Genomic DNA, 25,812 nt, shown 5'->3' with positions numbered 1-25,812 from the left:
GATAGAGGTCAGGCGCTGGCAACTTGCACGATCAATTTGCCGAAGTTCTTGCCTTCAAGCAGCCCGATGAATGCTTGTGGTGCGTTTTCCAGGCCATCGGTGATGTCTTCGCGGAAGGTCACCTGGCCTTGCTGGAGCCATTGGCCCATGTCTTTGGCAAATTCCGGGTAGCGATGCCCATAATCGTCAAAAATGATGAAACCCTGCATCCGGATGCGCTTGGTCAACAGGGTTCGCATCAACAATGGGCTGCGGTCTGGACCATCTGGCAAAGTGGTGGCGTTGTAGTTGGCAATCAGGCCGCAAACAGGCACGCGGGCTGCCGTGTTGAGTAGCGGCAGCACAGCATCAAACACTTTGCCGCCAACATTCTCAAAATACACGTCGATGCCCTTGGGACAGGCGGCTGCCAAAAGCGCGGGCAGGTCGGGGCTATGGTGGTCAATGCAGGCGTCAAAGCCCAGTTCCGCGACAGCCGACTGGCACTTCTGAGCGCCCCCGGCAATGCCCACCACACGGCAACCCTTGAGCTTGGCAATCTGACCCACCACAGAGCCCACGGCACCAGTAGCGGCAGCCACCACCACGGTTTCACCGGCCTTAGGGGCACCGATGTCGAGCAACCCCATGTAAGCGGTAAAGCCAGGCATGCCGAGCACACCCAGCGCGTAAGACGGTGGTGCCAGCTTTGGGTCGAGCTTGGTCAGACCGGTGCCATCAGAGAGGGCGTAGTCTTGCCAGCCGGTATAGGCCAACACCCAGTCACCCACCGCGTAGCCAACGTGTTGGCTGGTCTCCACACGGCAAACGGTGGCACCAACCATGGTCGCCCCGATGGCAACGGACGCGGCATAGCTGGCCGCGTCGCTCATGCGACCACGCATGTAAGGGTCCAGTGACAGAAAAACGGTGCGTAACAGCACTTGACCCGTCCCGGCACTGGGCACCGGGGAAGTTGCAAGATGAAAGTTGGTGGCCGTTGGTGCGCCCACAGGGCGTGAAGCCAGTTGAATCTGGCGGTTGATGGTGTTGGTTTGAGTCATCGGGGTCTCTAGAGGAAATTGATTTGTGAAGTAGGTGATGAGGGGGTCAGAGTGCGGCAACGAGGACCCTGCGGCTGACACCAGGCGTCACATCCCCATACTCACCGAGCTGCGTCATGCCATGGGCTTCGAGTTGTTTGATCACTAGGTCGATCGCGTCCTGACCCAAGTCATATGCACTCAGGCGGGTCGGCAGGCCCATGCGTTCGAAAAAGTCACGGGTGGCGGTGATGGCTGCCGTAATGCGTTCCTCTTCGGAGCCCTCACAGATGCCCCACACCCTACGGCCGTATTGCAGCAACTTGTCGTGCTTTTGCGCGCGCCGCTCATTCAACATGGCGGGCAACACGATGGCCAAGGTACGGGCGTGGTCGATGTTGTACTGCGCCGTAAGCTCATGGCCAATCATGTGGGTGGCCCAGTCTTGCGGCACCCCTGCACCGATCAATCCGTTCAACGCCAGTGTGGCTGCCCACATCAGGCTGGCACGGTCATCATAGTTGGGCTCGGTCGCTGTCGACAGGCGTGGGCCGATGTCAACCAAGGTTTGCAGCAGCCCTTCGGCAAAGCGGTCTTGCAGCGGCGCGTTGACCGGGTAAGTGAGGTATTGCTCCATGGTGTGGACAAAGGCATCCACGACACCGTTGGCCAGTTGTTTGACGGGCAGCGTGTAGGTCTTGGTGGGGTCCAGTATGGAAAATTTGGAGAACAGCTGGGGGCTGCGAAATGGCAACTTGGCGCCGATGTCATGGCGGGTCATCACCGCCCCGTTGTTCATTTCTGAACCGGTTGCAGGCAGGGTCAGCACCACACCAAATGACACGGCCTGGGTAATGTTGCGGCCTCCTTGACGCAGGATGTCCCATGCATCGCCTTCAAACAGCACGGCTGCAGCGATGAATTTGGTGGCATCAATGACGGAGCCACCGCCAACGGCCAGCAAGAAGTCAAAGCCCTCCTCTCGCACCATTTCGATCGCTTTTTTGGCCGTCTCAAAACTCGGGTTCGGTTCAATGCCACTGAATGTGCTATGCGTGCGAGTGCCCAGGGCCTGACGGACCTCAGCCAGCGTGCCAGTTTTTTCAGCACTGGCACCACCGACCAGAATCAGGACTTTGGCTGCTGCGGGCACAAGGCTGGACAGGTCGCTAATGCGGTCTTTGCCGAAAATAATGTGTGTGGGGTTGTAAAAATCAAAGTTGTTCATGTCAATTCTTATATTGGGTTGTCGAGTGAAAAGTTAAAAGTAGACCGGTCGTCTAAATCTTGGGTAAAAAAAGACCGAGCTAAAGGGTTTAGCTGGCGGGCCAGTCCAGCAATTGCTCGGTGCTGCGCAAGGCATGCTCAAACGGCGAAGCATCACGACGCAACTTGGCCAGCAAACTGGCACCGAGCCAGAGTTCATAGAGCGTCAGCGCCATCGACTCTGCTACCAGAGACGTTGACACGGAACCGTCAGCTCTGGCATCGTCCAGACACTGCGCAATGCGGCGCACCACGCGGTCTGTGCCGTCACGCAGCGTCAACCGCATGCCTTCAGAAATATCGGCCACCTCGGCGCTGAGCTTGACGATCAGACATTTGGTGCTGGCCTCAGCGCTGCTACAAGCGCCGTTGGCAGAGTCGCATTGGCTCGTGCGCCAGTGAGACCAATACGTCATCAAGCGCTGCCGCGCGGTTCGGCCATCAGGGCTGAATAGACCATCCAGTCGTCCCATGTAGGCATCGACGTAGCGTGTCAGTAAGACCTCACCGAAGCGCTCTTTGGAGCTGAAGTAATGGTAAAAAGACCCCTTGGGAACACCCGCCACGGCCAGGATTTCAGCCAAGCCCACACCTACGAAACCCTTGTTCGCAATCAGACGCTCCCCGCAATCAAGGATGTGGTCTCTGGCTGATATTTGCTCGTTTGTCATGCATGAAGTCTATCACAAATAGACCAGTCGTCTAGTAACTATGGAAAGCCCAACCAACTCATGCCCAAATCTACCAATCCTGAACGTGGCGTGATTGCGGGTTGGACCTGGCGATCTGATCACCGTGGCAGGTATCAGGTTACATTCCAAAAAATGAGACAGTGACAGTAGGTGCTGGGTTTGTGGAAATAGTGCTGCAGCGCTGCTCTGCACATCCTGCCACGAAAACGAACATGCCAAGCTCAAAGACATAAAGGGGCGAAGTGATAACGGTAACGTCATCCCGGCGTCGACCTTCAATCTCTTCGCTGATTTGTAGGCGAAGCTGGCTGCTAAAAAGTAGATGCTAAACCACGCTCATGCTCACCAAAGACACAAAGTGCAGAGGTTTCACCACTGTGAGCGCACTGGTCAAGTTGCTTGGGATCGTCGGCAAATAAGCGATTCTCCGCAGGCAGACTCACTGAATGGCACAAGCCGCCGCGGCGATATCGAGCGAGCGCAGTCTCAAAGCTGGGTCAAACACATCACACACCAGCATGAACTCATTGGCTTGGGTGCTGTTGGCCAGGGCTTGCAGACCTGCGCGCACCTTGTCTGGCCCGCCAATCACGCCAGCGGACAGAAAGTCGGCAATGGCTGAGCGTTCCTGCGGGTGTAGTCCTTCCAGGTAATTCGCCACCGGTGGCTGCAAGCGTTGACGGTCACCGGTCAGGATGCCAAGGATCCGCTGGTAGGTGCTGCTGGCCAGAAACTCTGCTTCATCGTCTGTGGGCGCAGCAATCAAAGGTACCCCAACAATGGCATAAGGCTTTGCCAGCGCACTGGAGGGTCGGAAAAGAGATCGGTACAAATCAAGGGCCTGATGCAAAAGGCGCGGTGCAAAATGCGCTGCAAACGCATAGGGCAGGCCACGTTCTGCTGCCAACTGGGCCGAGAAAAGACTGGAGCCCAGCAACCAGATCGGCACCTCGGTACCCGCACCCGGCATGGCGACGATCCCCTGGCCTGCTTGCACCGGTCCCAAAAGCCTCTGCAATTCGGCAACATCGCGTGGGAAATCCTGTTCGGTCTCCACTCGGTCACGCCGTAGCGCACGCATCGTGGCCCGATCGGTTCCTGGCGCACGGCCAAGTCCCAAGTCAATGCGACCAGGATACAACTCAGCCAAAGTGCCAAAAGCTTCAGCCACCACCAGCGGCGCATGGTTGGGCAACATGATGCCGCCAGAGCCGACCCGGATGCGGTGGGTATCGCCTGCAATATGGCCGACCAGCACGGCAGTTGCAGAACTGGCGATGCCCACCATGTTGTGGTGCTCAGCCAGCCAATAACGGGTGAAACCAAGAGTCTCCACATGTTGTGCGGTTTGGAGGGAGATCGCCAAGGCATTGGCTACGGTGCCGCCTTCGCGCACAGCCACCAGGTCAAGCATGGAGAGCGAAATGTTTGTGAGAGCCGTCATGGAGTGGGTAAGTACTTGATGGTCATGTGAGTTGCCCAGAATACGCCATTTTGATTTGTTGGGCGTTTGGCCATGCAATTCGAGCTGCTGCCGCCCCCACATCTCGCCCACCCAACCCGCTATTCATAAAGTCGCGCTTCGAATTTGAACTCGCACTAAACTTCCTTGCACATACCCGCCAATTTTTCTGAAAATTCAGCAAGTACAGCAGGTTCGGCGATGCCCTCAAACTCATGGGTCTTAACGTATTTGTCCAGACACCATTTCGGCCAGTGCAACCAGTCATCGTCAAGGGCAATCCAGTCCTTGGGTTTGCGCCGTATGACATCACCCCACACCTGCATGCCGCGGGGTGCGCTGACGAATTCTGTTTTGTTCATGCGCGAGTGAAACGTGGCGCCGATCACCCGCTTTTGCAATGACTGCGGTAAGCGCTTGGCGGCGCCAGTGCAGCCGTAGCTGCGGACCCATGAAGTACTCAACACAATGCGGATTTGGGGATAAGGAGCCAACAAGGCTTCAAGTAGTGGTGCATGCTGAAACAGCACATGACCAGGCGGCGCCTTCAGGTATGGACCGCGTTTTGGATGCCAGAGGCAATTCTCATGGTGCAGCACACCATCAAAATCAAGGTACAAAATGAATTCACCAGCACCTTTTGGCGTTCTTTGCGGGGGCCACATCGTCAAATCTCGATCAGGAAAGCAGGATTGAATCGCGCATTCTCAAAGCCACCGTTTTTATGCATGTAACCACGCGGATTTGCCACAATGCGTGTCGCGTTGAGTTGATAGTCAACACTGTGATGCATGTGCCCATGAATCCACAGTCCCGCCCTGCCCATCAACCTGGTCAAATCACTGGCATACGCCGCTGAGAGCATGTCGTTGGCGAAATGTACCGGCACTGAATTTGGATGAGGCGCATGGTGCGTGACAACCACGGTTCGATTTGGGTCGTCCCCTTTTCCCAGCTTTTTAGTCAGCCACTCGACACTTCCCTGGTGGCGCATCGCTGTCAATTCTGGCGTCAGGTATTTGGAATGCACCCAATGAAACTCGGCATATCGCGACATCTTGATGCAGTGAAAGTCGTTCATTTGGGCTTTGGCCACCCGCATCGCAATGGCCTTTTTGTCAGCGCCAAACAACTCAAAATCTGTCCACAGACTGCAACCCAGGAACCGCACGCCAGCCAGATCGACCCCGTCAGCCTCCAGAAACTCGATGTCGTAGGTTTTGGCCGCATCCCGCATGTCGTCCACATGCCGGGTCCAGTGCTTTTCATAAAACTCGTGGTTACCAGCCACCATCACGATGGGCTTGTCTGGAAATGCCTCTCGCGCCCAGCGAAAGCCGCCCAGCCCATCGTCAATGTCGCCAGCCAGAACAACCACATCGGCGTATTTATCAATGCGTTTGCCGTCCATCACCACCGGAAATGAATGGTGAGATAAGTGCAAATCGCTAAGGACGAGGATTTTCATGTGAGTTCGACCAGCAAATTTCGGTCAAAGGCCTGGTTCTCAAACTCGTAGTCATTCGGATCAGTTGCCATATTTCGGTTGAGCACGTAGCCAGCAGGATTCGCCACCACCCTGCACTGCCCTACCTGGTAATCAAAGCTGTCGTGCACATGGCCATGCAACCACAGGTCAACACCGGGCATGAGTTCGCTCAAGTCACTGACAAAGGCAGCATTCAGTTGATTGCCAATGTAACGAGGGTGAATCGATAGCGGATGCGGCGCATGGTGCGACACCACCACGGTTTTACCGTCGAAGGGTTTTGCCAATTCAGATGTCAGCCATGCCCACGCTATTTCATGGCGAGCCAATGCATCACCGGGGGTGAAACCATGGCGCCCAGTGCGAATGCGGAAATGGTCATTCAACCGGGTGCCGCAATATTCCATGAGTTGGCTTTGGGTCCGATTCAAGTCTAGCCTGTAATCCGTCCAAAGGGTTGTGCCCAAAAAGCGGACGCCATCGATCACGACACTGTCATTCTGCAGGAAATGGATGTTATTGAGCGCTGCGCCTTCGCGCAATTTGTCGTAGATCGGATCAATGGCGTGACCGTAAAACTCATGGTTACCTGCAATATAAATGATAGGAACCTGTCCTTCTGCCGGCCAGTCTGCAAACAGGGTGCAGGCATAAGCGCCATCGGCAATGTCACCGGCGAGCACCAGCACATCCGCGCCGGGCACGGGTCCAATGATGCGCACTGGCTGGTTCTGGCTGTTGAGACGATTCACATGCTCTAAATGTAGATCACTGGCAAGTTGGATTTTCATGTGGTCACCCTCACCCATATTTCAAACTCACCAAATTGCGCCATCGCGGTCTCCCATTGACGCCCGGCTGGCAGGAGGATTTCAAGACTTGACATGTTGAGCCCAGTTGCCATCAGGCAGCAGTTCGACCAGGTAGCCGGAGTCGAATCTGTAGTTTTCCGGATCGTTCGACCAATTTCCATAACCTTTGGGGTTGGCAACGATCCGGGTGTGGTGCTTGCCCTCACCGATGCGGTATTCAGCACTTGAATGGCTATGACCATGAATCCAGAGTCCCGCCTGAGTGACCAATTCATCGGGTACGTGAGAGCCAAACACCACATTCATTTCATCGCCCACGAATTTGGGTGACGTGGATTTTTTGTTGGGATAGTGATGCGTGACCACCACTGTTTTGCAACTTTCACCCAGTGGCAATTGGGCCTGCAGCCAGGCACGGCTTTCCCAGTGGCGCTTGATAGTCAACTCCGGCAAGAGTCGTCCAGTGATGCTTCGCCTGGACTCGATGCGCCCAATGTAATCAGGCCAGCGAACCGCGGCACGCGCCATCAGGGCTTGTTTTTTGTCCGAGCCATAAAACTCAAAATCAGTCCAGAGTGTGCACCCAAGAAATCGAATGCCCCTGATGGTGACGGCATCGTTTTCAAGGAAATGCACATCATGCTGTTTGGCCGTCACCCGCATGAGTTGCAATGCCGCCTCGAATTCACAGTCAAAATATTCATGGTTGCCAGCGACATAGACAATCGGCTTGTCCCCAAAAGTTCTCCGCGCCCACTCAATGCCGTTGGGTGCAGGATGGATGTCGCCAGCCAGAACGATGACATCGGCAGCATCAACCGCATCTTCCTGCGGCTCGAAATAGCCGTTTTCAAGGTGCAAATCTGAGAGGACAAGAAGTTTCATCATTCGTTGCGTTAAAAATTAGTGACTTGACTTATGGGTTCGCTGCGGTGTCCATGCTGCTTTTACCGACTGATTGATCGATTCAGAAATCGCATGGCTGCCAAGCAATTTGAAAAATAGCCGCAGGGTGTTGGCAGCCTCAATGTCTGCCTGGTGCGCCAGTCCTTTAAAAGGAATGCCATGCTTGCCCATCACGCTCCTCAAACCGCCAGTTTGGCTCTTGCCTTGAGCCAACATAAGCACGACGTGGAATGTCTTGATATCGATCCATCGGCGCCCAAAATGCGGGAATGAAATGGCGCGGTCCTTGATTGCTGAAAGCAATTCAGTGCTGTCCCCGCTTCCCCAAGTAATTGGATTGATGAACGTGTTGTGTTTGACGATCAACGCAGACAATTCAGATGCCATCACCTCCCAAGGCACCGCACGCGCCTGAATGTCTGCATCCGTGATGCCGGTCAAAGTGGTGGTGGCTGACTCAATGGACTCACCGGGATCGAGCAACCACTGCCGCGTCCAGTATTGGCTTTGCAATTGCTTGGGATAGGCGATAGCGATGCCCACCTGGATGATTTTTCTGCTTTTCTGGTCTCGCTCCAAATCAAGCGCAAGGTAGGACTGGTCAATATCCATCACCATCCCTTAGGTCCCGAATGAATGAGGTGTCCAAGCCCGTTTTTGATTCCGCAGTAGTTCACCGCCTTGGCATCAAATCCCATTTTGTCGCGCACCAAGGCGTACTCATCGCTGCGGTCATCGTGCTGGTGCCCATGAAAACTGCGAACCACTCGCATTGACCGCGCAAGATCATCAATGGCTTCGAACCCGTAAGGATGACAGGATGGCGCTTCGTGCGTCACCAGAATGTCAGCGCGCAACTTTGCCAGTCGCTCAAAATCGCTGGGATAGATCGCTGCATACAAAGATGGGTCGGGACGTTGCCCGTCCCGCCATTGGTAAGGACCACGATTCATCGCCTTGTCTTTGCTTTGAAAGGTGGCTTGTGTTGGTGGGTTCCAGATGCGACCCATGAAGTTGCCACCCAATCCAGCCACTTTCACGCCATCAAGCTCAAGCACCTGACCATGCAGGGCGACAGCATCGCCGCAATCATGAAGCATTTCCCAATGCTCATAAGTGTCGGCATCATGATTGCCATGGATGAAACCGACCTTCGTGTTCGGAAAGTTGCGACGCAATGGCGCCAGAATCTCACGAAATGAGATGTGGTCAATGTCAATATCGCCGAGAAAAACGAGCCAGCTCGGTTTCTCAGGTGCTTCCAGCAAGGCGCGTGCGATGTGCTTGAACTCGCCATGCACGTCTCCCATAAACCAGATGCGACTTAGCACCTGAGCATGCTCTGCATCAAAGGCTTGAATGCCACGAATCATGACAACCTCGCCATGATCAAGTCGCGCAGCGTCTGTTTGTCATTTTCAACAAAACCAGTTGCAGCAGAAGTCACAAGCAGGTTTGGGCAATTTGGCTCAAACCATTCTGGATAGTCGTCAACGGCAACCCATTGCGCTTCGATGCTTGAGTTCTCAGACATCCATCGCTCGATTTCCCACTGGCGCACATAGCCAGTTGGTCGATTTTGCAAATGATCAAGTTTTGGATCATGATAAAAAGGGGTGGTGCCAATGACACGCTGACCAATATCAGTGGAGAGAAGTCGCTTTAATTCTTGAAAACTGGAATCCAAGCGCCAACTTGAACTGATCACAATCTCAGCCGATGGAAACTCACGCAGAACTTCTTCAATGAGCGGAAGTTGCGTAAACATATTCGCATCGAAGCACGGATGAGGATGCATCACGCCATCAAAATCCAGAAAAATGATCAGGGTTTTGGGGCTCATACCTGGTCCGCCTCGTCAAACAAGTATTGGGGCAAGCTGCCACCCCCAATGCGTTGGCGAGCATGCTTGACACATAGAACGAGGATGTAGCCGCCGTGGGAATCAAGCTTGCCTGGCTCACCACAAACAATGCATGTTGCGTGCGTCAGCGTTTCAGCTGCATGAACAAGGCGTGACACATGGCTGCTGATTGATTCGACATCGCGCACTAGGGTTCTGTAAAGCGATGTCACGACCCCATCAGATCCAATTTCATTGACAGCAACGGTTGCGTGCATGTTTTGCATGGAGAAATACCAACGCGCCGCGCCAAATTTTTCCTTCACTTGCGCCCAGTGAAAATTTCTTTTATCCGCACCCAGAACATCGTCGATGTCCTGACACAGCTTGGCGAATAATAAAAACCAGCCCTTATAGAGGGTGATGCCAAGGTCCTTGCCGGCAAACATGTAAGGAAATCTAGCGTAAAGCTGTTTAGGTGTGTTCATTTCAGTCTTGGCTCTCTTCAGTCTGTTAGCGAGGGGATATGCGGTTGTTTTCCATGAAGTCCAGTCGCGCTTTACAGTCATTGAGACGCAACGATGGTGTTAACAAGCAATTGGTGCGTTACCGTTACTGGATGGGCAGGAACATGTAGCGGCCAGCCACTTCGCCACGGCCTGCTGAACCGCGGGGTCAGAAACACCTGCCAGCGGGTCGCACAGCAAAAGGTGCTCACGCAACTCAGAAAATGCCCCGGAGTTGTCATCAATGATCAGGTACTCAGCCAGGTCCGCTTCTTGTACCTTTGCAGCAATTGAAGCCTCTCGCTCAGTGATTTCTACGTCTGTGACCCCGCAGTACATCAGGTTGTAGTTGTCCGCTGCAATCAATTCACCCAACGGTCCAAGGACTTCGCGCATTCCCTTGTCGCTCAGGCGATTTCGCCAATTGCTGTGCACGAAAAGCATCACATCGTTATGGGTACGCAACTGTTCGGCCAATAGGGGCGCCCAGCGCAACAGGTTGTGATTTTTGGTCAGAACGTCCAGCGGCAGACTTTGGTCAAGACTTTCTATGTCTGTTGCCGGATGGAACACGCCATCGATATCCAGAAAAATGGCGCGGCTGACATTAACTAAGTTGTGATTAGAGTTCATTTAAATCGTCACTGTTGTTGGTGCTTTAAATAATTCTATAGCAAAATCTCAGCGGGCGCAAGTGCCTTTGATACATTTTTTTGATGGGCTCTCCTGCAGAAAATGAATGGATCGCGGAGGATTCTGAAACTTTCCACTTCCCTGTTTTCCGTTCCGGGCTTGATGTGCCCGATGCTCTAACTCGGACGACATACAAAAATGCATTGAAAGCATTTGAAGTTGCGCTTTAAACTTTTTTTTGCTTCAGGTCTAACTTGCTTTGTTTTGCAATCGTGTTGCAACACTTCAACCAAGTTAAGGCATTAAATTTACGCTGATGGTCGCGAAAGCGAGTGTCGACAATTGAGCAGCAGGAACATTGGCTATGAGCGCAAAGACAACAAATCATCTGGCTTTGACAGCGGGTGCCCATGGGCGGCAGCTTTCGGACAGCAGGAAAATTTTGTGGCCGAGGTTCCATCAAGCTGCCGTTCAATCGGCGGCAAACCAACCGCATTGCTGACATTGACGACAGGCAATTCTGAGACAAGTCTGCAACCTAACCCGACGGCCACCAATACCCTTACAGGGACGCTCCCGGTTTGCCAAGCGTTCAATTCATGATGACTCGAAGGTAAAGATTGCACCCGTACATTTGGACTTTTTTTGTGACTTTCGGCCACTGCCCCTAATGGGATTCGCTGGTTGACGTCTCTATCGCTTCCACGCACTCTGGGTGCTGCGGGTCTATCGGGCTTTGCCAACCACGGTCTAACCTGTCTTGCCATCACTTCTTGATCGTCTGAGCAATCGGTGGTTCAGTTCACTCCCTGCTTTTGTTGTCGTTTTGCTTTATCAGCCGACTTGGTTACGTGGCCGCCTTGGCGGTCGAGCAATCAGGTCGGAATTCCCGGTCATGGGCCAGCAGCGCCCAAACAATGCGTGCATTTTTGTTGGCCGACGCGACAGCCGCCACATTTTTGTTTCGCCGATTGACAACACCGTTGATCCAACTGCAGGCATAAGGTTTCTGCGGTGCTTTGTGAATCAACGAACGCGCGCCATGAATCAACAGGGTCCTGAGGTAAGTGTCACCCCGCTTACGGATTCCCAGTAGATTCTGTTTGCAGCCACTGGAATGCTGTTTGGGCACCAGGCCCAGCCAAGCTGCAATTCTGGCCACAAACTTACAGACACATCGAAATTGGTGCACGTGGTACCAAAGTTGTGCACGGAACGCACTGCATGCGTGGTTTATTGGCGGGATGGCTAGAAAAATGGTGGCACGCCTTGTGCTTAACAAGACTGCGGGCAACCAACTCGGTTTGCTTTCAAAAAATGGACGCTAGGGTTCCGGTTCCTTGTCAAGGAATGTCTGGTCCGAGAGCAGCCGGCTAGCAGTGGTGAATGTCACTGCCGGTTCCACGGAGGGACAAAAGCCCGGGAGATATCACTTCGTGATCGAGGTGGTCTCCCGCGTTTGTCCCACTTTTTTGGAGCCCCGCCATGTCTTCTTCCCTCAATTCAATCTCTCGTTCGTTCAAACGCAGCGTTGTCAGCACCTGCCTGGTCCTGGCCGGCATTGGTGCAGCAGCTGTGTCCATGCCCGCTGCGGCCGAAGTCAAGGTTGGCGTGTCCGACTGGCCGGGCTGGGTGGCCTGGTATGTGGCCGAGCAAAAAGGCTATTTCAAGAAACACGGCGCTGACGTCAAGCTGGTCTGGTTTGCCAACTACACCGACTCAATTGGTGCGCTGTCGTCAGGCCAGCTCGATGCCAACTCCCAAACCTGGTCCGACACGCTCGGTCCACTCGCCAAAGGCCTGCCGCTGAAAGCCATTTTGGTCAACGACAACTCGGCTGGCAACGATGCGCTGATGGTCGGCCCCAAGATCACGTCGTTTGCCCAGCTCAAGGGCAAGAAAGTGGCGCTGGAGCAGTTCAGCATCTCACATTTTGTGCTGGCCACGGCACTGGCCAAGAACGGCATGAAGCTGTCAGACGTGAAGGTCGTCAACCTCTCAGCTGGCGATGCCGCTGCCGCCTTCATCAGTGGCAAGGTGGATGCCGCCGTGTTGTGGAACCCATGGGTCAGCCAGATCGAGAAAAGCGGCAAAGGCAAGCCGCTGTTCACCTCCAAAGACATGCCCGGCCTGGTGCCTGACTTGTTGGTGGCACAGGACAAGGCCATTCAAACCAAGCGCAAAGAGCTCGTCGGCATGATCAAGGCCTGGTTTGACACCGAAAAATTCATCCGTGAACAACCCACTGAGGCCGCCAAGATCATGGCCAAGGTGGTCAACATGACGCCTGAGGAATACGCCGTGTTCCTGCCCGGCACCAAATTCTTCGACGCGGCCGCCAACACCCTCGCCTTTGATGCCAAACAGGCTTTGTCACTGTCGGGCACCGCGCCCGTCATTGCCGCCTTCCTGACCCAGCACAAGTTGATTGAGGGCAAGCCGGTTGCTGCCAAGGGCCTTGACGGCAGCTTGCTGCAAGACGCGCTCAAGTAACAGGGGGCCAGATCATGTGGTCCATACGGTTGGCGATCTCGCGTCGCAGTTATGGGGTGTTGGCGCTGGCCGGCCTGCTGGTGCCGCTGCTGGGATGGGCGCTGCTCAGTGCCTATTCAGGCGTGAACCCGGTGTTTCTGCCCGGCCCCGATGCGGTGGTGACGCGCATCGGCACCTGGGCGATGGAGGACGACCTGCTGGGCGACGCCTTCATCAGCACCATGCGGGTCGTGACCGGATGGGCGCTGTCGGCACTGATTGCGATCCCGCTGGGTCTCATGATTGGCAGTTGGCGCGCCGTGCAGGCTTTGCTGGAGCCACTGACTGACTTCATCCGTTACATGCCTGCCGTGGCATTCATTCCGCTGGTAATGCTGTGGGTCGGTATTGATGAAGGGGCTAAGGTGGCCATCATTTTCATTGGCACGTTTTTCCAGATGGTGCTGATGGTGGCCGAAGACGTGCGCCGCGTCCCCATGGCGCAAATTGAAGCGGCGCAAACCATGGGCGCGACCCGCCGCGAGGTGCTGGAGCAAGTGATCTTGCCGTCAGCCAAGCCCGCCCTGCTTGACACCCTGCGCGTCACCATGGGCTGGGCCTGGACCTACCTGGTGGTGGCTGAACTGGTGGCCGCCAATTCGGGCCTGGGCTTTGCCATCCTGAAAGCCCAGCGTTTCCTGCAGACCGACAAGATCTTTGCCGGCATTTTGTTGATTGGATTCATTGGCCTGGCCATTGACCAGCTGTTTCGCCTGCTGCACCGCAGGGCTTTTCCCTGGATGCACACACGGTGAACGCCATGAAGATTGAATGCAAAAACGTCTGGAAGTACTTTGGCGAGACGACCGCCCTGAACGATGTGAACCTGGGCATTGCCGACAACGAGTTCATCACCCTGGTCGGTGCCTCGGGCTGTGGCAAATCAACCCTGCTGCGCACCCTGGCCGGGCTGGAGAAGCACAGCGCCGGTGACGTTCTGGTGGATGGCCGAGCCATCACCGGGCCGGGGCAAGACCGTGCCATGGTGTTCCAGCACTACAGCCTGTACCCGTGGCTGCGGGTGTCGGAAAACATCCGTTTTTGCCGCCAACTCAGCGCCCACACGCACAACCGCAGCAGCGCGGACGTGGAGGCGGCATCTGGCCGTGCCGACGCCTTGCTCAGGCTGATGGGGCTCACCGCCTCGGCCCGGGCCTACCCCAACGAGTTGTCGGGCGGCATGCAGCAGCGCGTGGCAATTGCCCGCGCCCTGATGGGCAAACCGCAAATCCTGCTGATGGATGAGCCCTTCGGCGCACTGGACGCGCAAACTCGCGAGGTCATGCATGACCTGATCCTGCATGTGCACCGGCTGGAGCGCACCACCATTGTGTTTGTGACCCACGACGTGGAAGAGGCCATTTACTTGGGCCACCGCGTGGTGCTGATGGCGCCGCGCCCGGGCCGCATTGACTCAATCTATGACGTGCCATTGCCGGCAAAACGCCAGCAGGACATGAAGCTCTCGCCCGAATTCACGCGCCTCAAGCGCCAGTTGCTCGACCGCATCCGTGAAACATCCGGCATGAAAACTGACCTGGATCAATTGGAACGGCTCACCAAAGTGGCCGAAGAAAGGAACCCTGAATGAACCCCATCCCTACCAACGCCCTGCTGTGGGAGGAACACCTCCCCGGTGGCAACCACTGGTCTGCCCGCCTGCGCCGCGGTACCGCCCTGCGCCTGACCGACCTGCAAGGCGGTGCCAACGTGTCCGCGCTGTTTTACAACGCAGAGCAGCCGCTGGAGCGCTACAACATGCCCGACACCCTGAAGTCGCAGCACACCGCCTTTCTCACCGCAGGCTTTGTCTGCCAGTCCGACATGGGCAGGGTGCTGTGTTCCATCACCGCCGACAGCGTGGGCTGGCATGACACCTGGTGCGGTGTCAGCGACGCCGCCATGGTGCTGGCCAAATACGGCGAAAAACGCTACCAGCAGCACCGCAACGCCATGCACCGCAATGGCCGCGACAACCTGCTGATCGAGCTGGCCAAGTGGGGACTTGGTGTGCGCGACCTGGTGCCCAGCGTTAATTTCTTCAGCAAAGTGGTGCCCGATGCTGACGGTGCGCTGAGCCATGTACACGGCCACAGCGTGGCGGGCGCTTATGTCGATCTGCGCTTTGAGATGGACACCCTGGTGGTGCTGAGCAGCGCCCCGCACCCTCTGGACGCAAGCCCTGACTACACGCCTGCCGATGTCCACTTGAGCGCCTGCCGCGCCGCCCCGGTGGCGCCAGACGACGCCTGCCGCACCCAGTGCCCGCAAAACGGCCGGGCCTTCATCAACACCGAACGCTACTGTGGAGCCGCAGCATGAGCAAGCTACTCGAAAGCCAATTGAACCCCGCCAATGCGGTGCTGAACCAGACCTGCCTGGCAGGCGACCCCTGGATGGCCACCGTGCGCGCCGGGCAAACCCTGCGCATCCTCGATCTGGAAGGCAACCAAGCCGTGGACACGCTGTTTTACAGCGCGGCCGATGCATCCGAGCGCTACAGCGCTGCCGACACCATCGCCCGCAATGGTCAGCTTTACCTGGGCCTGGGCTCACGGCTGTATGCCAACTCGGGCCGCGTCATGCTGCGCATCGTGGCCGACACCTGCGGCCGCCACGACACCCTGGGCGGCGCCTGCTCCAGCGAGAGCAACACCGTGCGCTACGCCTTGGACAAACGCCCCATGCACAGCTGCCGCGACAGTTTCATGCACGCCCTGTGCCACTGCCATGAATCCGGCGTGCTGGGCATGGGCAAACGCGACATTGCGCCCAACATCAACTTCTTCATGAACGTGCCGGTCACCCCCGAAGGCCACCTGAGTTTTGCCGACGGCATCTCCGGTGCGGGCAAATACGTGGAGCTGAAGGCCGAAATGGATGTGGTGGTGCTGATTTCCAACTGCCCGCAGCTCAACAACCCCTGCAACGGCTACAACCCGACGCCGATTCAGCTTTTGATCTGGGATTAAATAGCTATAAATTAAAGAGCTGCTTGCGCTTTATTTACAAGGACTATAAGCCTGTTTGGCTTAAATTATTCGACCACCTGCCCACGGGACGACCCGTGGTGCCGCATCACCCGGCGGGACGACCCGCTTCATGAGGGACACCCCCATGTTTGATACCGTTTTAGTCGCCAACCGTGGCGCCATTGCCTGCCGCGTCATCCGCAGCCTGAAAGCCCTGGGCCTGCGCTCGGTGGCGGTGTATTCCGAGGCGGACGCCGACTCACTCCACGTGGCCATGGCCGACACCAGTGTGTGTATTGGCCCAGCCCCGGCCGCGCAAAGCTACCTGGACCCGCAGCGCATTCTGGACGCGGCGCGAGCCACCGGGGCCGGAGCCATCCACCCCGGCTACGGCTTTCTGTCCGAAAACCCGGACTTTGCCCAGGCCTGTGAAGACGCAGGCATTGCCTTCATCGGCCCGACACCGGCGCAAATGCGCGCCTTCGGCCTCAAACACACGGCGCGGGCGCTGGCCGAAGCCCAGGGTGTGCCCCTGCTGCCCGGCAGCGGTTTGCTGACTGATTTGGCGCAAGCGCAAAGCGAGGCCGCGCGCATCGGCTACCCGGTCATGCTCAAAAGCACGGCGGGCGGCGGCGGCATCGGCATGCGCCTGATCCGCAGCAGTGCTGAAATGGCCCCGGCGTTTGAGGCCGTGCAGCGCTTGGCGCAGGCCAATTTCAAGGATGCGGGCCTGTTTCTGGAAAAGTTTGTTGAACGCGCCCGCCACATTGAGGTGCAGTTGTTTGGCGATGGCCGTGGCCAAGTGGTGTCGCTGGGTGAGCGCGATTGCTCGGCTCAGCGCCGCAACCAGAAGGTGATTGAAGAAACCCCTGCGCCCGACTTGCCGCAGGCAACCCGCATCGCCCTGCAACACACCGCGGTACGTCTGGCCGAAGCGGTCAACTACCGCTCGGCGGGCACGGTGGAATATGTGCTGGACGCCGATACCGGGGCCTTCTACTTCCTTGAGGTCAACACCCGCCTGCAAGTCGAGCATGGCGTCACCGAGCAGGTGACCGGTGTCGACCTAGTGGCCTGGATGCTGCGCTTGGCGCGCGGCGACGACTTTGCGCTGCACGTACCCACGCCGCAGGGGGCTTCCATCCAAGTGCGGCTGTACGCAGAAGACCCGGCGCGCAACTTCCAACCCTGCGCGGGTGGCTTGACCGAAGTGGTCTTTCCTTCCGATGCCCGCATTGAAACCTGGGTGGCCACCGGCAGCGAAGTGCCACCGCATTACGACCCGATGATCGCCAAACTCATCGTCACCGGCACCGACCGCGCCGATGCCGTGGCCAAGCTGCAAGTCGCGCTGGCCGCCACGCGCCTCGCGGGGATTGAGACCAACCTGCGCTATTTGCGGACCGTGGTGGCCGACCCGATGTTTGTGCAGGGGCAAATCATCACCCGCAGCCTGGCCGAGCTGCACTACCAGCCACAGGCGCTGGAGGTGCTGGAGCCCGGCGTGCAAACCACCGTGCAAGACCATCCGGGCCGCGTCGGTTTTTGGGCGGTGGGCGTACCCCCATCCGGCCCGATGGATGACATGGCGATGCGCCTGGCAAACCGGCTGGTGGGCAATGCCCCCGACGCGGCTGCGCTGGAATGCACACTCAGCGGACCCAGCCTGCGTTTCCTGCACGACACGATGATCGCGGTTTGTGGTGCAGCGATGGCGCTGAGTGTGGATGGTGTGGTGCTGCCGCTGTGGCAATCGCACACCGTCAAGGCGGGCAGTGTGCTCAAGCTGGGTGCAGTGCAAGGCGCCGGTGCGCGCACCTACCTGGCGCTGCGCGGTGGGCTGGATGTGCCGCTGTACCTGGGCAGCCGCTCCACTTTCACGCTCGGACAGTTCGGCGGCCATGCCGGGCGCACCTTGCGTACCGGCGACATGTTGCACATCGGCCTGGATGCCATCGCACCGCCCATGGCCAGCCTGCCTGCCGCCGTGGTGCCGGTCTACCAACACCACTGGGACATTGCCGTGCTTTACGGACCGCATGGCGCACCGGATTTCTTCACCGATGGCGATGTTCAGATGTTTTTTGGCACCGACTGGCAGGTGCACTACAACTCCAGCCGCACCGGCGTGCGCCTGATTGGACCAAAGCCGCAGTGGGCCAGGCGCGATGGCGGCGAGGCCGGCCTGCACCCCTCCAACATTCACGACAACGCCTATGCCATTGGCGCCATCGACTTCACTGGCGATATGCCTGTCATCCTGGGGCCAGATGGCCCGAGCCTGGGCGGCTTTGTCTGCCCGGCCGTGGTGCTGGCCAGCGACCGCTGGAAAATGGGCCAATTGCGCCCCGGCGATACCGTGCGTTTTCGCTGCGTGACGGCTGACGAAGCGCTGGCCCTGCACGCGGCGCAGGAAGGCCGCATCGACGACTTGGTCTGGAACGCTCCCGCCATTGCGCAGCGCACGGAGGCCGTGGGTTCGCCCATCCTGGCGCAGCGTGCGGCTCAGGGTGAGCGCCCGGCGTTGGTGCTGCGTCAGGCTGGCGACCGCTATGTGCTGGTCGAGCTGGGCGACGCCGTTCTGGACATTGCGCTGCGCCTGCGTGTGCACGGCCTGATGCAGTCTCTGCAGGCGCGCCAGCTACCGGGCATCGTGGATCTGACGCCGGGCATTCGCTCGCTTCAGATACATTTTGAGCCTCTGGCCCTTTCTGCATCTGCGCTGATAACTGCAATTTATGCAGCAGACGATGCCTTGGGCGATACCGACGACTTAGTGGTGCCAAGCCGCACCGTCTACCTGCCCCTGTCGTGGGACGACAGCGCGACCCGTCTGGCAATTGAAAAATACATGCAGTCGGTGCGACCCGATGCCCCCTGGTGCCCGAGCAACATCGAGTTCATCCGCCGCATCAACGGCCTGGCTGACATCGACGCCGTTCAGCGCACCGTGTTCGACGCCCGCTACCTGGTGCTGGGCCTGGGTGACGTCTACCTGGGCGCACCCGTGGCCACGCCGTTGGACCCGCGGCACCGCCTGGTCACCACCAAGTACAACCCGGCTCGCACCTGGACACCCGAAAACGCCGTGGGCATTGGCGGCGCCTACATGTGCGTGTACGGCATGGAAGGCCCCGGTGGTTACCAATTCGTCGGGCGTACCTTGCAGATGTGGAACCGCTGGCGCGATGCCGCTAGCGGCGCCCCCGCCTTTGAAGCAGGCAAGCCCTGGCTGCTGCGTTTCTTCGACCAGATTCGCTTTTACCCGGTCAGCGAAGAAGAACTGCTGCAAATCCGCCGTGACTTTCCCGCCGGGCGCTACCCGTTGCGGGTTGAGGAAGGCACGTTCAGCCTGCACCAGTACCGGGAATTCCTGAAGGAGAACGAAAACGACATCGCCGCCTTCCGTGCCCTGCAAGGCCAGGCCTTTGAAGAAGAGCGCGAGCGCTGGCGCGTGGCCGGCCAGGCCGAGTACGTGGGCGAAGTCGAGGGGCCTGACGCTGCTGTATCCGCCGACGACCTGCCCCCGGGCGCGCGCAGCGTGGCCACTGCCGTGCCCGGCAGCGTGTGGAAGCTGCTGGTGGCCGAGGGCGATGCCGTGGCCGAGGGCGACGCCCTACTGGTCATTGAGTCCATGAAGATGGAGTTCACCGTGTCTGCGCCCTGCGCCGGCCAGGTGTTGCGCATGGCCTGCCGCGAAGGCAGTGCGGTGTCAGCCGGACAAGACGTTGTGGTGATCCAAGGAGAAACAGCATGATCAAACCAGAAATTTCACTGAACATCGGCAGCCTGCAACAGGCCTACCGCGCGGGCCGCTTGAACCCGCTGCAGGTGGTGGATTTCGTCATGGACGCCATCGGCGACGACGCTCACACTGCGTGGATTCACCGCGTAGACGCCCCCACCCTGCGCGCCCAAGCGCAGGCGCTGATGGAACGTAGCCCGGCGGGTCTGCCGCTGTGGGGCATTCCCTTTGCCATCAAGGACAACATCGACCTGGCCGGTGTGCCGACCACCGCAGGCTGCCACGATTACGCCTACACGCCCGAGGTCAGCGCCACCGTGGTGCAGCGCCTGCTGGATGCCGGGGCCATTGCCATCGGCAAAGCCAATCTGGACCAATTCGCCACCGGCCTGAACGGAACACGATCGCCCTATGGTGCCTGCCGCAACGCCTTCAACCCCGACTACGTGTCCGGCGGCTCCAGCGCAGGCTCGGCGGTGTCGGTGGCTTTGGGTCATGTGAGTTTTTCATTGGGCACGGACACCGCCGGTTCGGGCCGCGTACCGGCGGGTTTCAACCATCTGGTGGGGCTTAAACCCAGTCTGGGTTTGTTGTCCACACAAGGTGTGGTGCCCGCTTGCCGCTCGCTGGATGTGGTGTCCATCTTCGCCCTGACGGCCGACGACGCCCAAGAGGTGTTTGCGGTGGCACACGGCGTTGACGCGCAAGACGCGTATTCACGCCCGGCCCAGCCACACGGCTTTGACTTTGGCCGCGCCGACCAGTGGCGCGTGGGTGTGCCGCGTGCCGACCAGTTGCAGTTTTTGGGTGACAGTGGCTATGCCCAGTGTTACCAAGAGGCCCTGGTTCACGCCAAGGCACTGGGTGCAGAGGTGGTGGAAATCGACTTTGCACCGTTTGCACAAACCGCCCGCCTGCTGTACGAAGGCCCCTGGGTGGCCGAGCGCTACCAGGCCATTCGCGCCTTCATCGACGCCCAGCCCGATTCGGTGTTTCCGGTGACTCGCGAGATCACGCTGGGTGGCGCCAAGCTTTTGGCCGCCGATGCCTTCGCCGCCCAGTACCGCCTGCGCGCGCTGGCGCAACGCTGCGCCGGTGTGTGGGCCGACATCGACTGCATGTTGTTGCCCACCTCACCCACCATCCACCCCATCGCAACGCTGCTGGCAGAACCTATCGCGCGCAACAGCGATTTTGGTTACTACACCAACTTTGTGAACCTGCTGGACTATGCCGCCATGGCGGTACCCGCCGGGTTTCGTGACGACGGCTTGCCCTGCGGCGTGACCTTTATAGCCCAGGCCCACCAGGACCAGCCGCTGCTGCACCTGGCTCAACGCTGGCAGCGCGCGTTGCAGGGTCAGGCGGCCACGCTGGGCGCCACCGGACATGCGGCCGTGCCGTTCGATCCGACCATGGCCGTGCCCTCTGGGCAAGTCCGTGTGGCGGTTTGCGGTGCGCATCTGCAAGGCCAGCCGCTCAACCATCAACTCACGAGCCGAGGCGCCCGCCTAGTGCAGCGCACCACCACCGCGCCGAACTATCGCCTCTACGCCTTACCCGACGGCCACCGCCCCGGCCTGGTCCGCGTGGCCGAAGGTGGCGCGGCCATTGACGTGGAAGTGTGGGAACTGCCTGCAAGCCAGTTCGGCAGCTTTGTGGACGGCATTCCGGCGCCCCTAGGGATCGGTCGCACCGTGCTGGCAGATGGCAGGCTTGTTGCCGGTTTCATTTGTGAGCCGGATGGCCTGCAGGGCGCCAAGGAGATCACAATATTTGGCGGATGGCGAGCCTACCGATCTCAATTGAAGTGACTGGGTCGCTGGCTCTCTACCTAGGCATGAGACCTTAGAAAAGGAAGGATGCTACTGCAAAGCACAGCTAGCATTAATTGCCGCTCGACTCAAGGCTGACAATTCAATCAGAAGCTCCCCAACCGACCTGTATATGAGCTTAAATGAAGGCAGTGCGAAAGCACTGTCGTCGACTATGCAAAACATCGTTGACGTCCATAGTCCGGTCTGGTGCGAGAATTTCGGGTAGACCTATGTCAGCAACTGCGGCTTATGAAAATCTTTCCATAAGCATCGTCGTCTGACGGTAGCCAATGCCAGCTTGCGGGCGACTTAATTTGGAGAACTTACATGCAGGCTAAAGCCATCGACTGACTTTGGCCGCGCGCCCATGAGCGATATTTGACTTGCCAAAGTCACCCCTCTGTTGCTTACGAAGTCGGCAGTTACGGGCCAACGAATAGCAATTTGGCGATGCTTCAGTTAGCCAAAATACCGGTAATCACGCATGACCCGCCAGTGCAATCATCTTGATCTGGCAATGGCGACGCGATGGTGGACGAGACCCGCGAACATAGTCCTTTGGAAGGCGCTGAATTGACTGCGCCAAAAGTGCAATATACATTTTCATATACCTCTTCATAAGGAGATAAGCGTGTCCATCGGTACTGTTTTGTCAACAATCGCAACCAGGCCGTCCGCCGCCCGCTGGATGTGCGCTTGCCCGAGGGTGTCCGCAAGGTAGAAATACGCGCATATTTCGCGCCCGGAAAAACCCTGCCGCCAAATTTACGCACTTTTCGACAGCCATCCACAAGTGCCCACCACCGGACTGACCCGACCACTTCAACCTGCGATTTCTAATGAGCCAAGCGCTTGTAGCGGGATCAACGCGCAAAACCGAGCCCGATTAGCGCGCTACTGAGAAGCGCAAGCGTGTCCGGCTCTGGGACATTGGATGGGGACTGTCAAAGCAATTTCCGTCAACAACCAGCAGGTGAGTCGCGGGGCAAAAACCAAATATTGTCGGGGAGAGTCCTGTCGAAGAGAACTGGATATTGCTGCCTCCCTTCAAACCACCAGCGCCGTAGCTTAGGTCCCACGATTCGTTGATCGCGACTTTGCCTTCTACCGCTGGGGCTGAATCAATGGCAGCGTGCGAGGTGCATTTTTAGAGCATCTCGATGACCTGGCGAATGCAAATCAGGGGTTACTTGCGGAATGGATTGTCCGGTAGGCGGTCGTAGCGATTGCGAACACCGTCGCCGTCGCGATCGCGGTCCTGCTGGTTCGTGATGCCATCGCGGTCAAGGTCGCCGTAAGGACCGTAAAGGCTTACCTGGTGCCTCTGATGGCGTGGGTTACCCGAATCGTAAAAGTTGGCGATGCCATCGCGATCGGAGTCGCCGTGAGGGCCGCGGCGTTGCCAATGCTGTCCGTCATTGCGTCGACCATCGCCGTAGCGCCGATAGTAGTCGGGCGTGGGCGTGTAGGTAGGCCTGGGTTGCACATACACAGGTGCCGACTGCACGAAGACGCCTGGTACCTGAACGCCGATAGAGAAATACACATCGCTACTGGCGTGCGCCGATGAAGCCGCAGCGAACACGCCAAGTGCTACCGCAACGGCTGCGAGCGATTTGCTGGAGATGAGATGCTTCATGAAAAACCCCTTGAGTTGGTATGGATCACATCTTGCACGACCGTGTATGAACGCAAGCTGAACCGAGTCAAGAAAGACAATGAGCAACATCGAGGTCAAGTGGTTGGCCGCGCAATATCCACCGACCCTGTCAGAAATTTTGTGTGTAAGGCATAACATTCCACCAAAGGAGTTTTCATGCCTCGCCAAACCAAGACAGCCGCAGCGAGCGGCAAAGCGGCTCTGCCGCAACTCAATCAACAAATGCTCGAAGAGCTCATCCCTGGTCCGGTGACCAAAGAGCAATTCACTGATATTTTTGAGAATTTCAAGAAGGCTTTCATCGAACGCGCCATGGGTGCGGAGATGAGCCACCACCTCGGTTATGGCCCGGACAGGACAAACCCGAAGGGGTCACCAACCACCGCAATGGCACCTGCGCCAAGACCCTCATTACTGACAGTGGAGCTGTTCGCATTGAGGTGCCCCGTGACCGTGCTGGCAGCTTTGAGCCCCAGCTCATTGGCAAACACGAGCGCCGCTTTACTGGTTTTGACGACAAGATCATCGCCATGTACGCCCGGCACGTGGGACCAGATTGCCAAGCCGCTCAATGTGAGCGCCATGTTTACGACCATGGCCAAGTGGGTTCACCCAGCAGCAGTTACGGTGTGGATTCACGCGCTACACAAAAAGAAGCTGTCAGCGAGAGCAATACAGGGGCTAGGAGCCCGATCGTTCAGGCGTAATCGACCGAATCGTGCTTCATGGACACAAGCTTGTCTTGCGACAGCGACATCAGCAACACAGCAATCAGCTCATGCATGATGATGGTGTGGTGGTTACCGGAATCCTGCATGTACTTGCGCAGTTGGTCACGCACTTTGGCAACGCCGGTCACGTCGATGACGATATCGACAGCCGCGCCCAGACCGACCAGGGTCATGAAGTCAGAGGTGGTCCGCACGCAGTGTTCCTTGGCCAGTTTGATGCCGGGCAGGTCTTCGTTCAAATCAGCCACACCGACGATTTCAATGAAACTGGCGTCCAGCAACTGGCGCAGCAAGGGCGTTCCGGTTTCTCCGGCGCCGATCAACACAATGCGGATTTTTTCCATGGAGGAGTTCTCAAGAAGTGTTCAAGTGCCTACTGTATGCCAAAAAAGCGGGCCTTTCAGCAGGAGTGCAGGGTTGAATGTCGGGTCTGGAGCAAGCATTTTGGGCAGACCTATGTCAGGAGCCGCTGCGCACTTGACTTATAAAATTTCTCCGTGACCGGCAGCGACGGGTCTTCAAGAGTCAACCACTTTTTTCCGAATCTGCCGGTCAAAAATGAAGGTCAGCAATGGAGCAGAGCGTAAACCGACAATGCGGCGTTAGCGGATCTACAAAAGTTCAAATTCCCTGCCGGATACCTGTCATTGCCATTGCCATTGTCATTGTCATACGTTCTACCTTGTAGACCGTCCCCTCACCAGGGTTGAAGTGCTATTCATTTGGCAGTTGAAAACGCCTATATTTCGTAGCTTGAAAGGCCTAATGTCTTTAGACCCAGGGTTGGCATGCGGCATCTAGCGGGGTAAGGCATGCCCTACTCCGTGTCAGCGGGGGTTGACAGTCAAATCAGCATCGCCCGATGTTGTATGCGGGCCGTAGCTGGCACGATGACTCATGCCATTAAAGTTATTGATCGTTGAAGACTCCGACCTGATTTGCAGCAGCCTGCACATGGTGTTCGGCAACGTGGCTGGCATCGCGACGATCCGCGAGGCAATCACCCTGGACGAGGCACTCGACAGTGTCCAGTTTGACTCGCCGACTCTGGTCAGTCTCGGTCTGCACCGGCCCGACGGCTCGGGCATCAGCGCGGCCAGCGCAGAACAAAGCCTGGGTGTCAACCAGGTCGGCGAAGCAGTCATGCAGATGAACCAGGTGGCCCTGCAGAATGCGGCACTGGTTGAAGCGATGGCGGCGGCTACGAGTGGCTTAAAGTCGCCGGCGCATGAGCTGGTGGCCACGGTGGCGGTGTTTAAGTTGACCTCTGATGGCTTCGAGCGTCTCACATCCAGCAAAGCCCGGTCCACAAGCCGCAGCGAATTGCGTGTGACCAAAGTGCACACCCGCGTGGCGTGCACACCCGCGTGGCGTCCACACCTGTGCCTCGCACCATGCCCATGCCCACGCGTGCCGTCGTGTCTTCTAACAACGGGGAATGGTCGTCGTTCTGACGGCGCACCAGGACGCAGATCTACCCATCGCGCACCCATCACCCGCAAGCCCGAAGTATTGCGTCGTCTTTTTGGATAGGAAAGTCACACCATGTCGCCCATAAACGAATTTCCTTCGCCTGAAACCCTGCCTGTCAACGACACTCGCGAACTCGCCTTGTACCGTGAGGTGTTCGGCGAAATACCCGATTGCATCGTGCTCAAGGACGACAAAGGCGATTTTTTGTTGTGTAACCAGACGGTGGCCCGGCTTTACAACACCACACCGCA

Annotated in this window: 22 protein-coding genes, 4 pseudogenes and 1 riboswitch; of the genes and pseudogenes, 9 read left to right on the top strand and 17 right to left on the bottom strand. The window is 57.6% G+C overall.

Annotation, left to right across the window (positions count from 1 at the left end):
* Positions 1-8: 8 nt before the first annotated feature.
* From PHQ58_RS18955 to PHQ58_RS18890, 14 genes and pseudogenes are all read right to left on the bottom strand, one after another.
* Positions 9-1,043: an NADP-dependent oxidoreductase gene (locus tag PHQ58_RS18955; RefSeq protein ID WP_300114192.1), complete on the bottom strand. Its 1,035-nt coding sequence runs from the start codon at positions 1,041-1,043 to the stop codon at positions 9-11.
* A 46-nt stretch (positions 1,044-1,089) separates the two neighbouring features.
* Positions 1,090-2,250, bottom strand: coding sequence for an iron-containing alcohol dehydrogenase (locus PHQ58_RS18950; protein WP_300114189.1), 1,161 nt, complete (start codon positions 2,248-2,250; stop codon positions 1,090-1,092).
* 88 nt (positions 2,251-2,338) lie between these two features.
* Positions 2,339-2,959 (bottom strand): TetR/AcrR family transcriptional regulator, encoded by a 621-nt coding sequence (locus PHQ58_RS18945; protein ID WP_300114186.1) that lies wholly within the window; start codon positions 2,957-2,959, stop codon positions 2,339-2,341.
* Between the two features lie 460 nt (positions 2,960-3,419).
* Positions 3,420-4,424, bottom strand: coding sequence for an LLM class flavin-dependent oxidoreductase (locus tag PHQ58_RS18940; RefSeq protein WP_300114183.1), 1,005 nt, complete (start codon positions 4,422-4,424; stop codon positions 3,420-3,422).
* Positions 4,425-4,579: 155 nt separating this feature from the next.
* Positions 4,580-5,107: an HAD domain-containing protein gene (locus PHQ58_RS18935; RefSeq protein ID WP_300114180.1), complete on the bottom strand. Its 528-nt coding sequence runs from the start codon at positions 5,105-5,107 to the stop codon at positions 4,580-4,582.
* Positions 5,108-5,109: 2 nt separating this feature from the next.
* Entirely contained in the window at positions 5,110-5,910 is an 801-nt protein-coding gene (locus tag PHQ58_RS18930) for a metallophosphoesterase (RefSeq protein WP_300114177.1), read from the bottom strand.
* Positions 5,907-6,722: a metallophosphoesterase gene (locus PHQ58_RS18925; RefSeq protein WP_300114175.1), complete on the bottom strand. Its 816-nt coding sequence runs from the start codon at positions 6,720-6,722 to the stop codon at positions 5,907-5,909. Before PHQ58_RS18925 ends, PHQ58_RS18930 begins: the two co-directional genes overlap by 4 nt.
* An 81-nt stretch (positions 6,723-6,803) precedes the next feature.
* Positions 6,804-7,628, bottom strand: coding sequence for a metallophosphoesterase (locus PHQ58_RS18920; protein WP_300114171.1), 825 nt, complete (start codon positions 7,626-7,628; stop codon positions 6,804-6,806).
* A gap of 18 nt (positions 7,629-7,646) precedes the next feature.
* Positions 7,647-8,261 carry a hypothetical protein gene (locus PHQ58_RS18915; protein WP_300114168.1) on the bottom strand — a complete coding sequence of 205 codons (615 nt, stop codon included), beginning with the start codon at positions 8,259-8,261 and terminating at the stop codon, positions 7,647-7,649.
* On the bottom strand, positions 8,261-9,022 hold the full coding sequence (locus PHQ58_RS18910; protein ID WP_300114165.1) for a metallophosphoesterase: 762 nt from the start codon (positions 9,020-9,022) through the stop codon (positions 8,261-8,263). The genes PHQ58_RS18915 and PHQ58_RS18910 overlap by 1 nt, the downstream gene beginning before the upstream one ends.
* The gene (locus PHQ58_RS18905) at positions 9,019-9,492 is read right to left on the bottom strand and encodes an HAD domain-containing protein (protein ID WP_300114162.1); all 474 of its coding nucleotides are present in this window, start codon (positions 9,490-9,492) and stop codon (positions 9,019-9,021) included. Before PHQ58_RS18905 ends, PHQ58_RS18910 begins: the two co-directional genes overlap by 4 nt.
* On the bottom strand, positions 9,489-9,980 hold the full coding sequence (locus tag PHQ58_RS18900) for a hypothetical protein (protein ID WP_300114159.1): 492 nt from the start codon (positions 9,978-9,980) through the stop codon (positions 9,489-9,491). The genes PHQ58_RS18905 and PHQ58_RS18900 overlap by 4 nt, the downstream gene beginning before the upstream one ends.
* 99 nt (positions 9,981-10,079) lie before the next feature.
* Positions 10,080-10,631, bottom strand: a complete 552-nt coding sequence (locus PHQ58_RS18895; protein ID WP_300114156.1) for an HAD domain-containing protein — start codon at positions 10,629-10,631, stop codon at positions 10,080-10,082.
* Between the two features lie 847 nt (positions 10,632-11,478).
* Positions 11,479-11,787 (bottom strand): annotated as a pseudogene (locus tag PHQ58_RS18890) (transposase); the annotation flags it as partial.
* Between the two features lie 157 nt (positions 11,788-11,944).
* Positions 11,945-12,059, top strand: a riboswitch (guanidine-I (ykkC/yxkD leader).
* Between the two features lie 57 nt (positions 12,060-12,116).
* Here PHQ58_RS18890 and PHQ58_RS18885 point away from each other — a divergent pair.
* The 7 genes from PHQ58_RS18885 (at position 12,117) to atzF (ending at position 21,694) form a co-directional block, all read left to right on the top strand.
* Positions 12,117-13,124, top strand: coding sequence for an ABC transporter substrate-binding protein (locus PHQ58_RS18885; protein ID WP_300114153.1), 1,008 nt, complete (start codon positions 12,117-12,119; stop codon positions 13,122-13,124).
* A 14-nt stretch (positions 13,125-13,138) separates the two neighbouring features.
* Positions 13,139-13,918 (top strand): ABC transporter permease, encoded by a 780-nt coding sequence (locus PHQ58_RS18880; protein ID WP_300114150.1) that lies wholly within the window; start codon positions 13,139-13,141, stop codon positions 13,916-13,918.
* Positions 13,919-13,923: 5 nt separating this feature from the next.
* On the top strand, positions 13,924-14,754 hold the full coding sequence (locus PHQ58_RS18875) for an ABC transporter ATP-binding protein (RefSeq protein ID WP_300114147.1): 831 nt from the start codon (positions 13,924-13,926) through the stop codon (positions 14,752-14,754).
* Positions 14,751-15,485: an urea amidolyase associated protein UAAP1 gene (locus PHQ58_RS18870; protein WP_300114144.1), complete on the top strand. Its 735-nt coding sequence runs from the start codon at positions 14,751-14,753 to the stop codon at positions 15,483-15,485. Before PHQ58_RS18875 ends, PHQ58_RS18870 begins: the two co-directional genes overlap by 4 nt.
* Positions 15,482-16,135: an urea amidolyase associated protein UAAP2 gene (locus PHQ58_RS18865; protein WP_300114142.1), complete on the top strand. Its 654-nt coding sequence runs from the start codon at positions 15,482-15,484 to the stop codon at positions 16,133-16,135. Before PHQ58_RS18870 ends, PHQ58_RS18865 begins: the two co-directional genes overlap by 4 nt.
* Positions 16,136-16,280: 145 nt before the next feature.
* Positions 16,281-19,892 carry an urea carboxylase gene (uca, locus tag PHQ58_RS18860; protein WP_300114139.1) on the top strand — a complete coding sequence of 1,204 codons (3,612 nt, stop codon included), beginning with the start codon at positions 16,281-16,283 and terminating at the stop codon, positions 19,890-19,892.
* Positions 19,889-21,694: an allophanate hydrolase gene (gene atzF, locus PHQ58_RS18855; protein ID WP_300114136.1), complete on the top strand. Its 1,806-nt coding sequence runs from the start codon at positions 19,889-19,891 to the stop codon at positions 21,692-21,694. The genes uca and atzF overlap by 4 nt, the downstream gene beginning before the upstream one ends.
* 866 nt (positions 21,695-22,560) lie before the next feature.
* Here the strand turns inward: atzF and PHQ58_RS23685 are convergent.
* Positions 22,561-22,623: pseudogene (locus tag PHQ58_RS23685) on the bottom strand (PEP-CTERM sorting domain-containing protein); the annotation flags it as partial.
* 260 nt (positions 22,624-22,883) lie between these two features.
* Complete coding sequence (locus PHQ58_RS18850) at positions 22,884-23,690, bottom strand: hypothetical protein (RefSeq protein WP_300114290.1); 807 nt, start codon at positions 23,688-23,690, stop codon at positions 22,884-22,886.
* On the opposite strand from PHQ58_RS18850, the pseudogene PHQ58_RS18845 reads away from it, so the two are divergent.
* Positions 23,580-23,899: pseudogene (locus PHQ58_RS18845) on the top strand (transposase); the annotation flags it as partial. The gene PHQ58_RS18850 and the pseudogene PHQ58_RS18845 sit on opposite strands and share 111 nt — an antisense overlap.
* 155 nt (positions 23,900-24,054) lie before the next feature.
* On the opposite strand, the gene PHQ58_RS18840 reads toward PHQ58_RS18845, so the two are convergent.
* Positions 24,055-24,432, bottom strand: a complete 378-nt coding sequence (locus tag PHQ58_RS18840; RefSeq protein WP_300114133.1) for an oxidoreductase — start codon at positions 24,430-24,432, stop codon at positions 24,055-24,057.
* Between the two features lie 742 nt (positions 24,433-25,174).
* On the opposite strand from PHQ58_RS18840, the pseudogene PHQ58_RS18835 reads away from it, so the two are divergent.
* Positions 25,175-25,621: pseudogene (locus PHQ58_RS18835) on the top strand (hypothetical protein); the annotation flags it as partial.
* Between the last annotated feature and the right edge of the window lie 191 nt (positions 25,622-25,812).

The organism is Rhodoferax sp. (assembly GCF_028688795.1).
Taxonomy (GTDB): Bacteria; Pseudomonadota; Gammaproteobacteria; order Burkholderiales; family Burkholderiaceae_C; genus Rhodoferax.
Note: the sequence above shows the minus strand (reverse complement) of the source record. Positions and strands in the feature narration are given on the sequence as shown.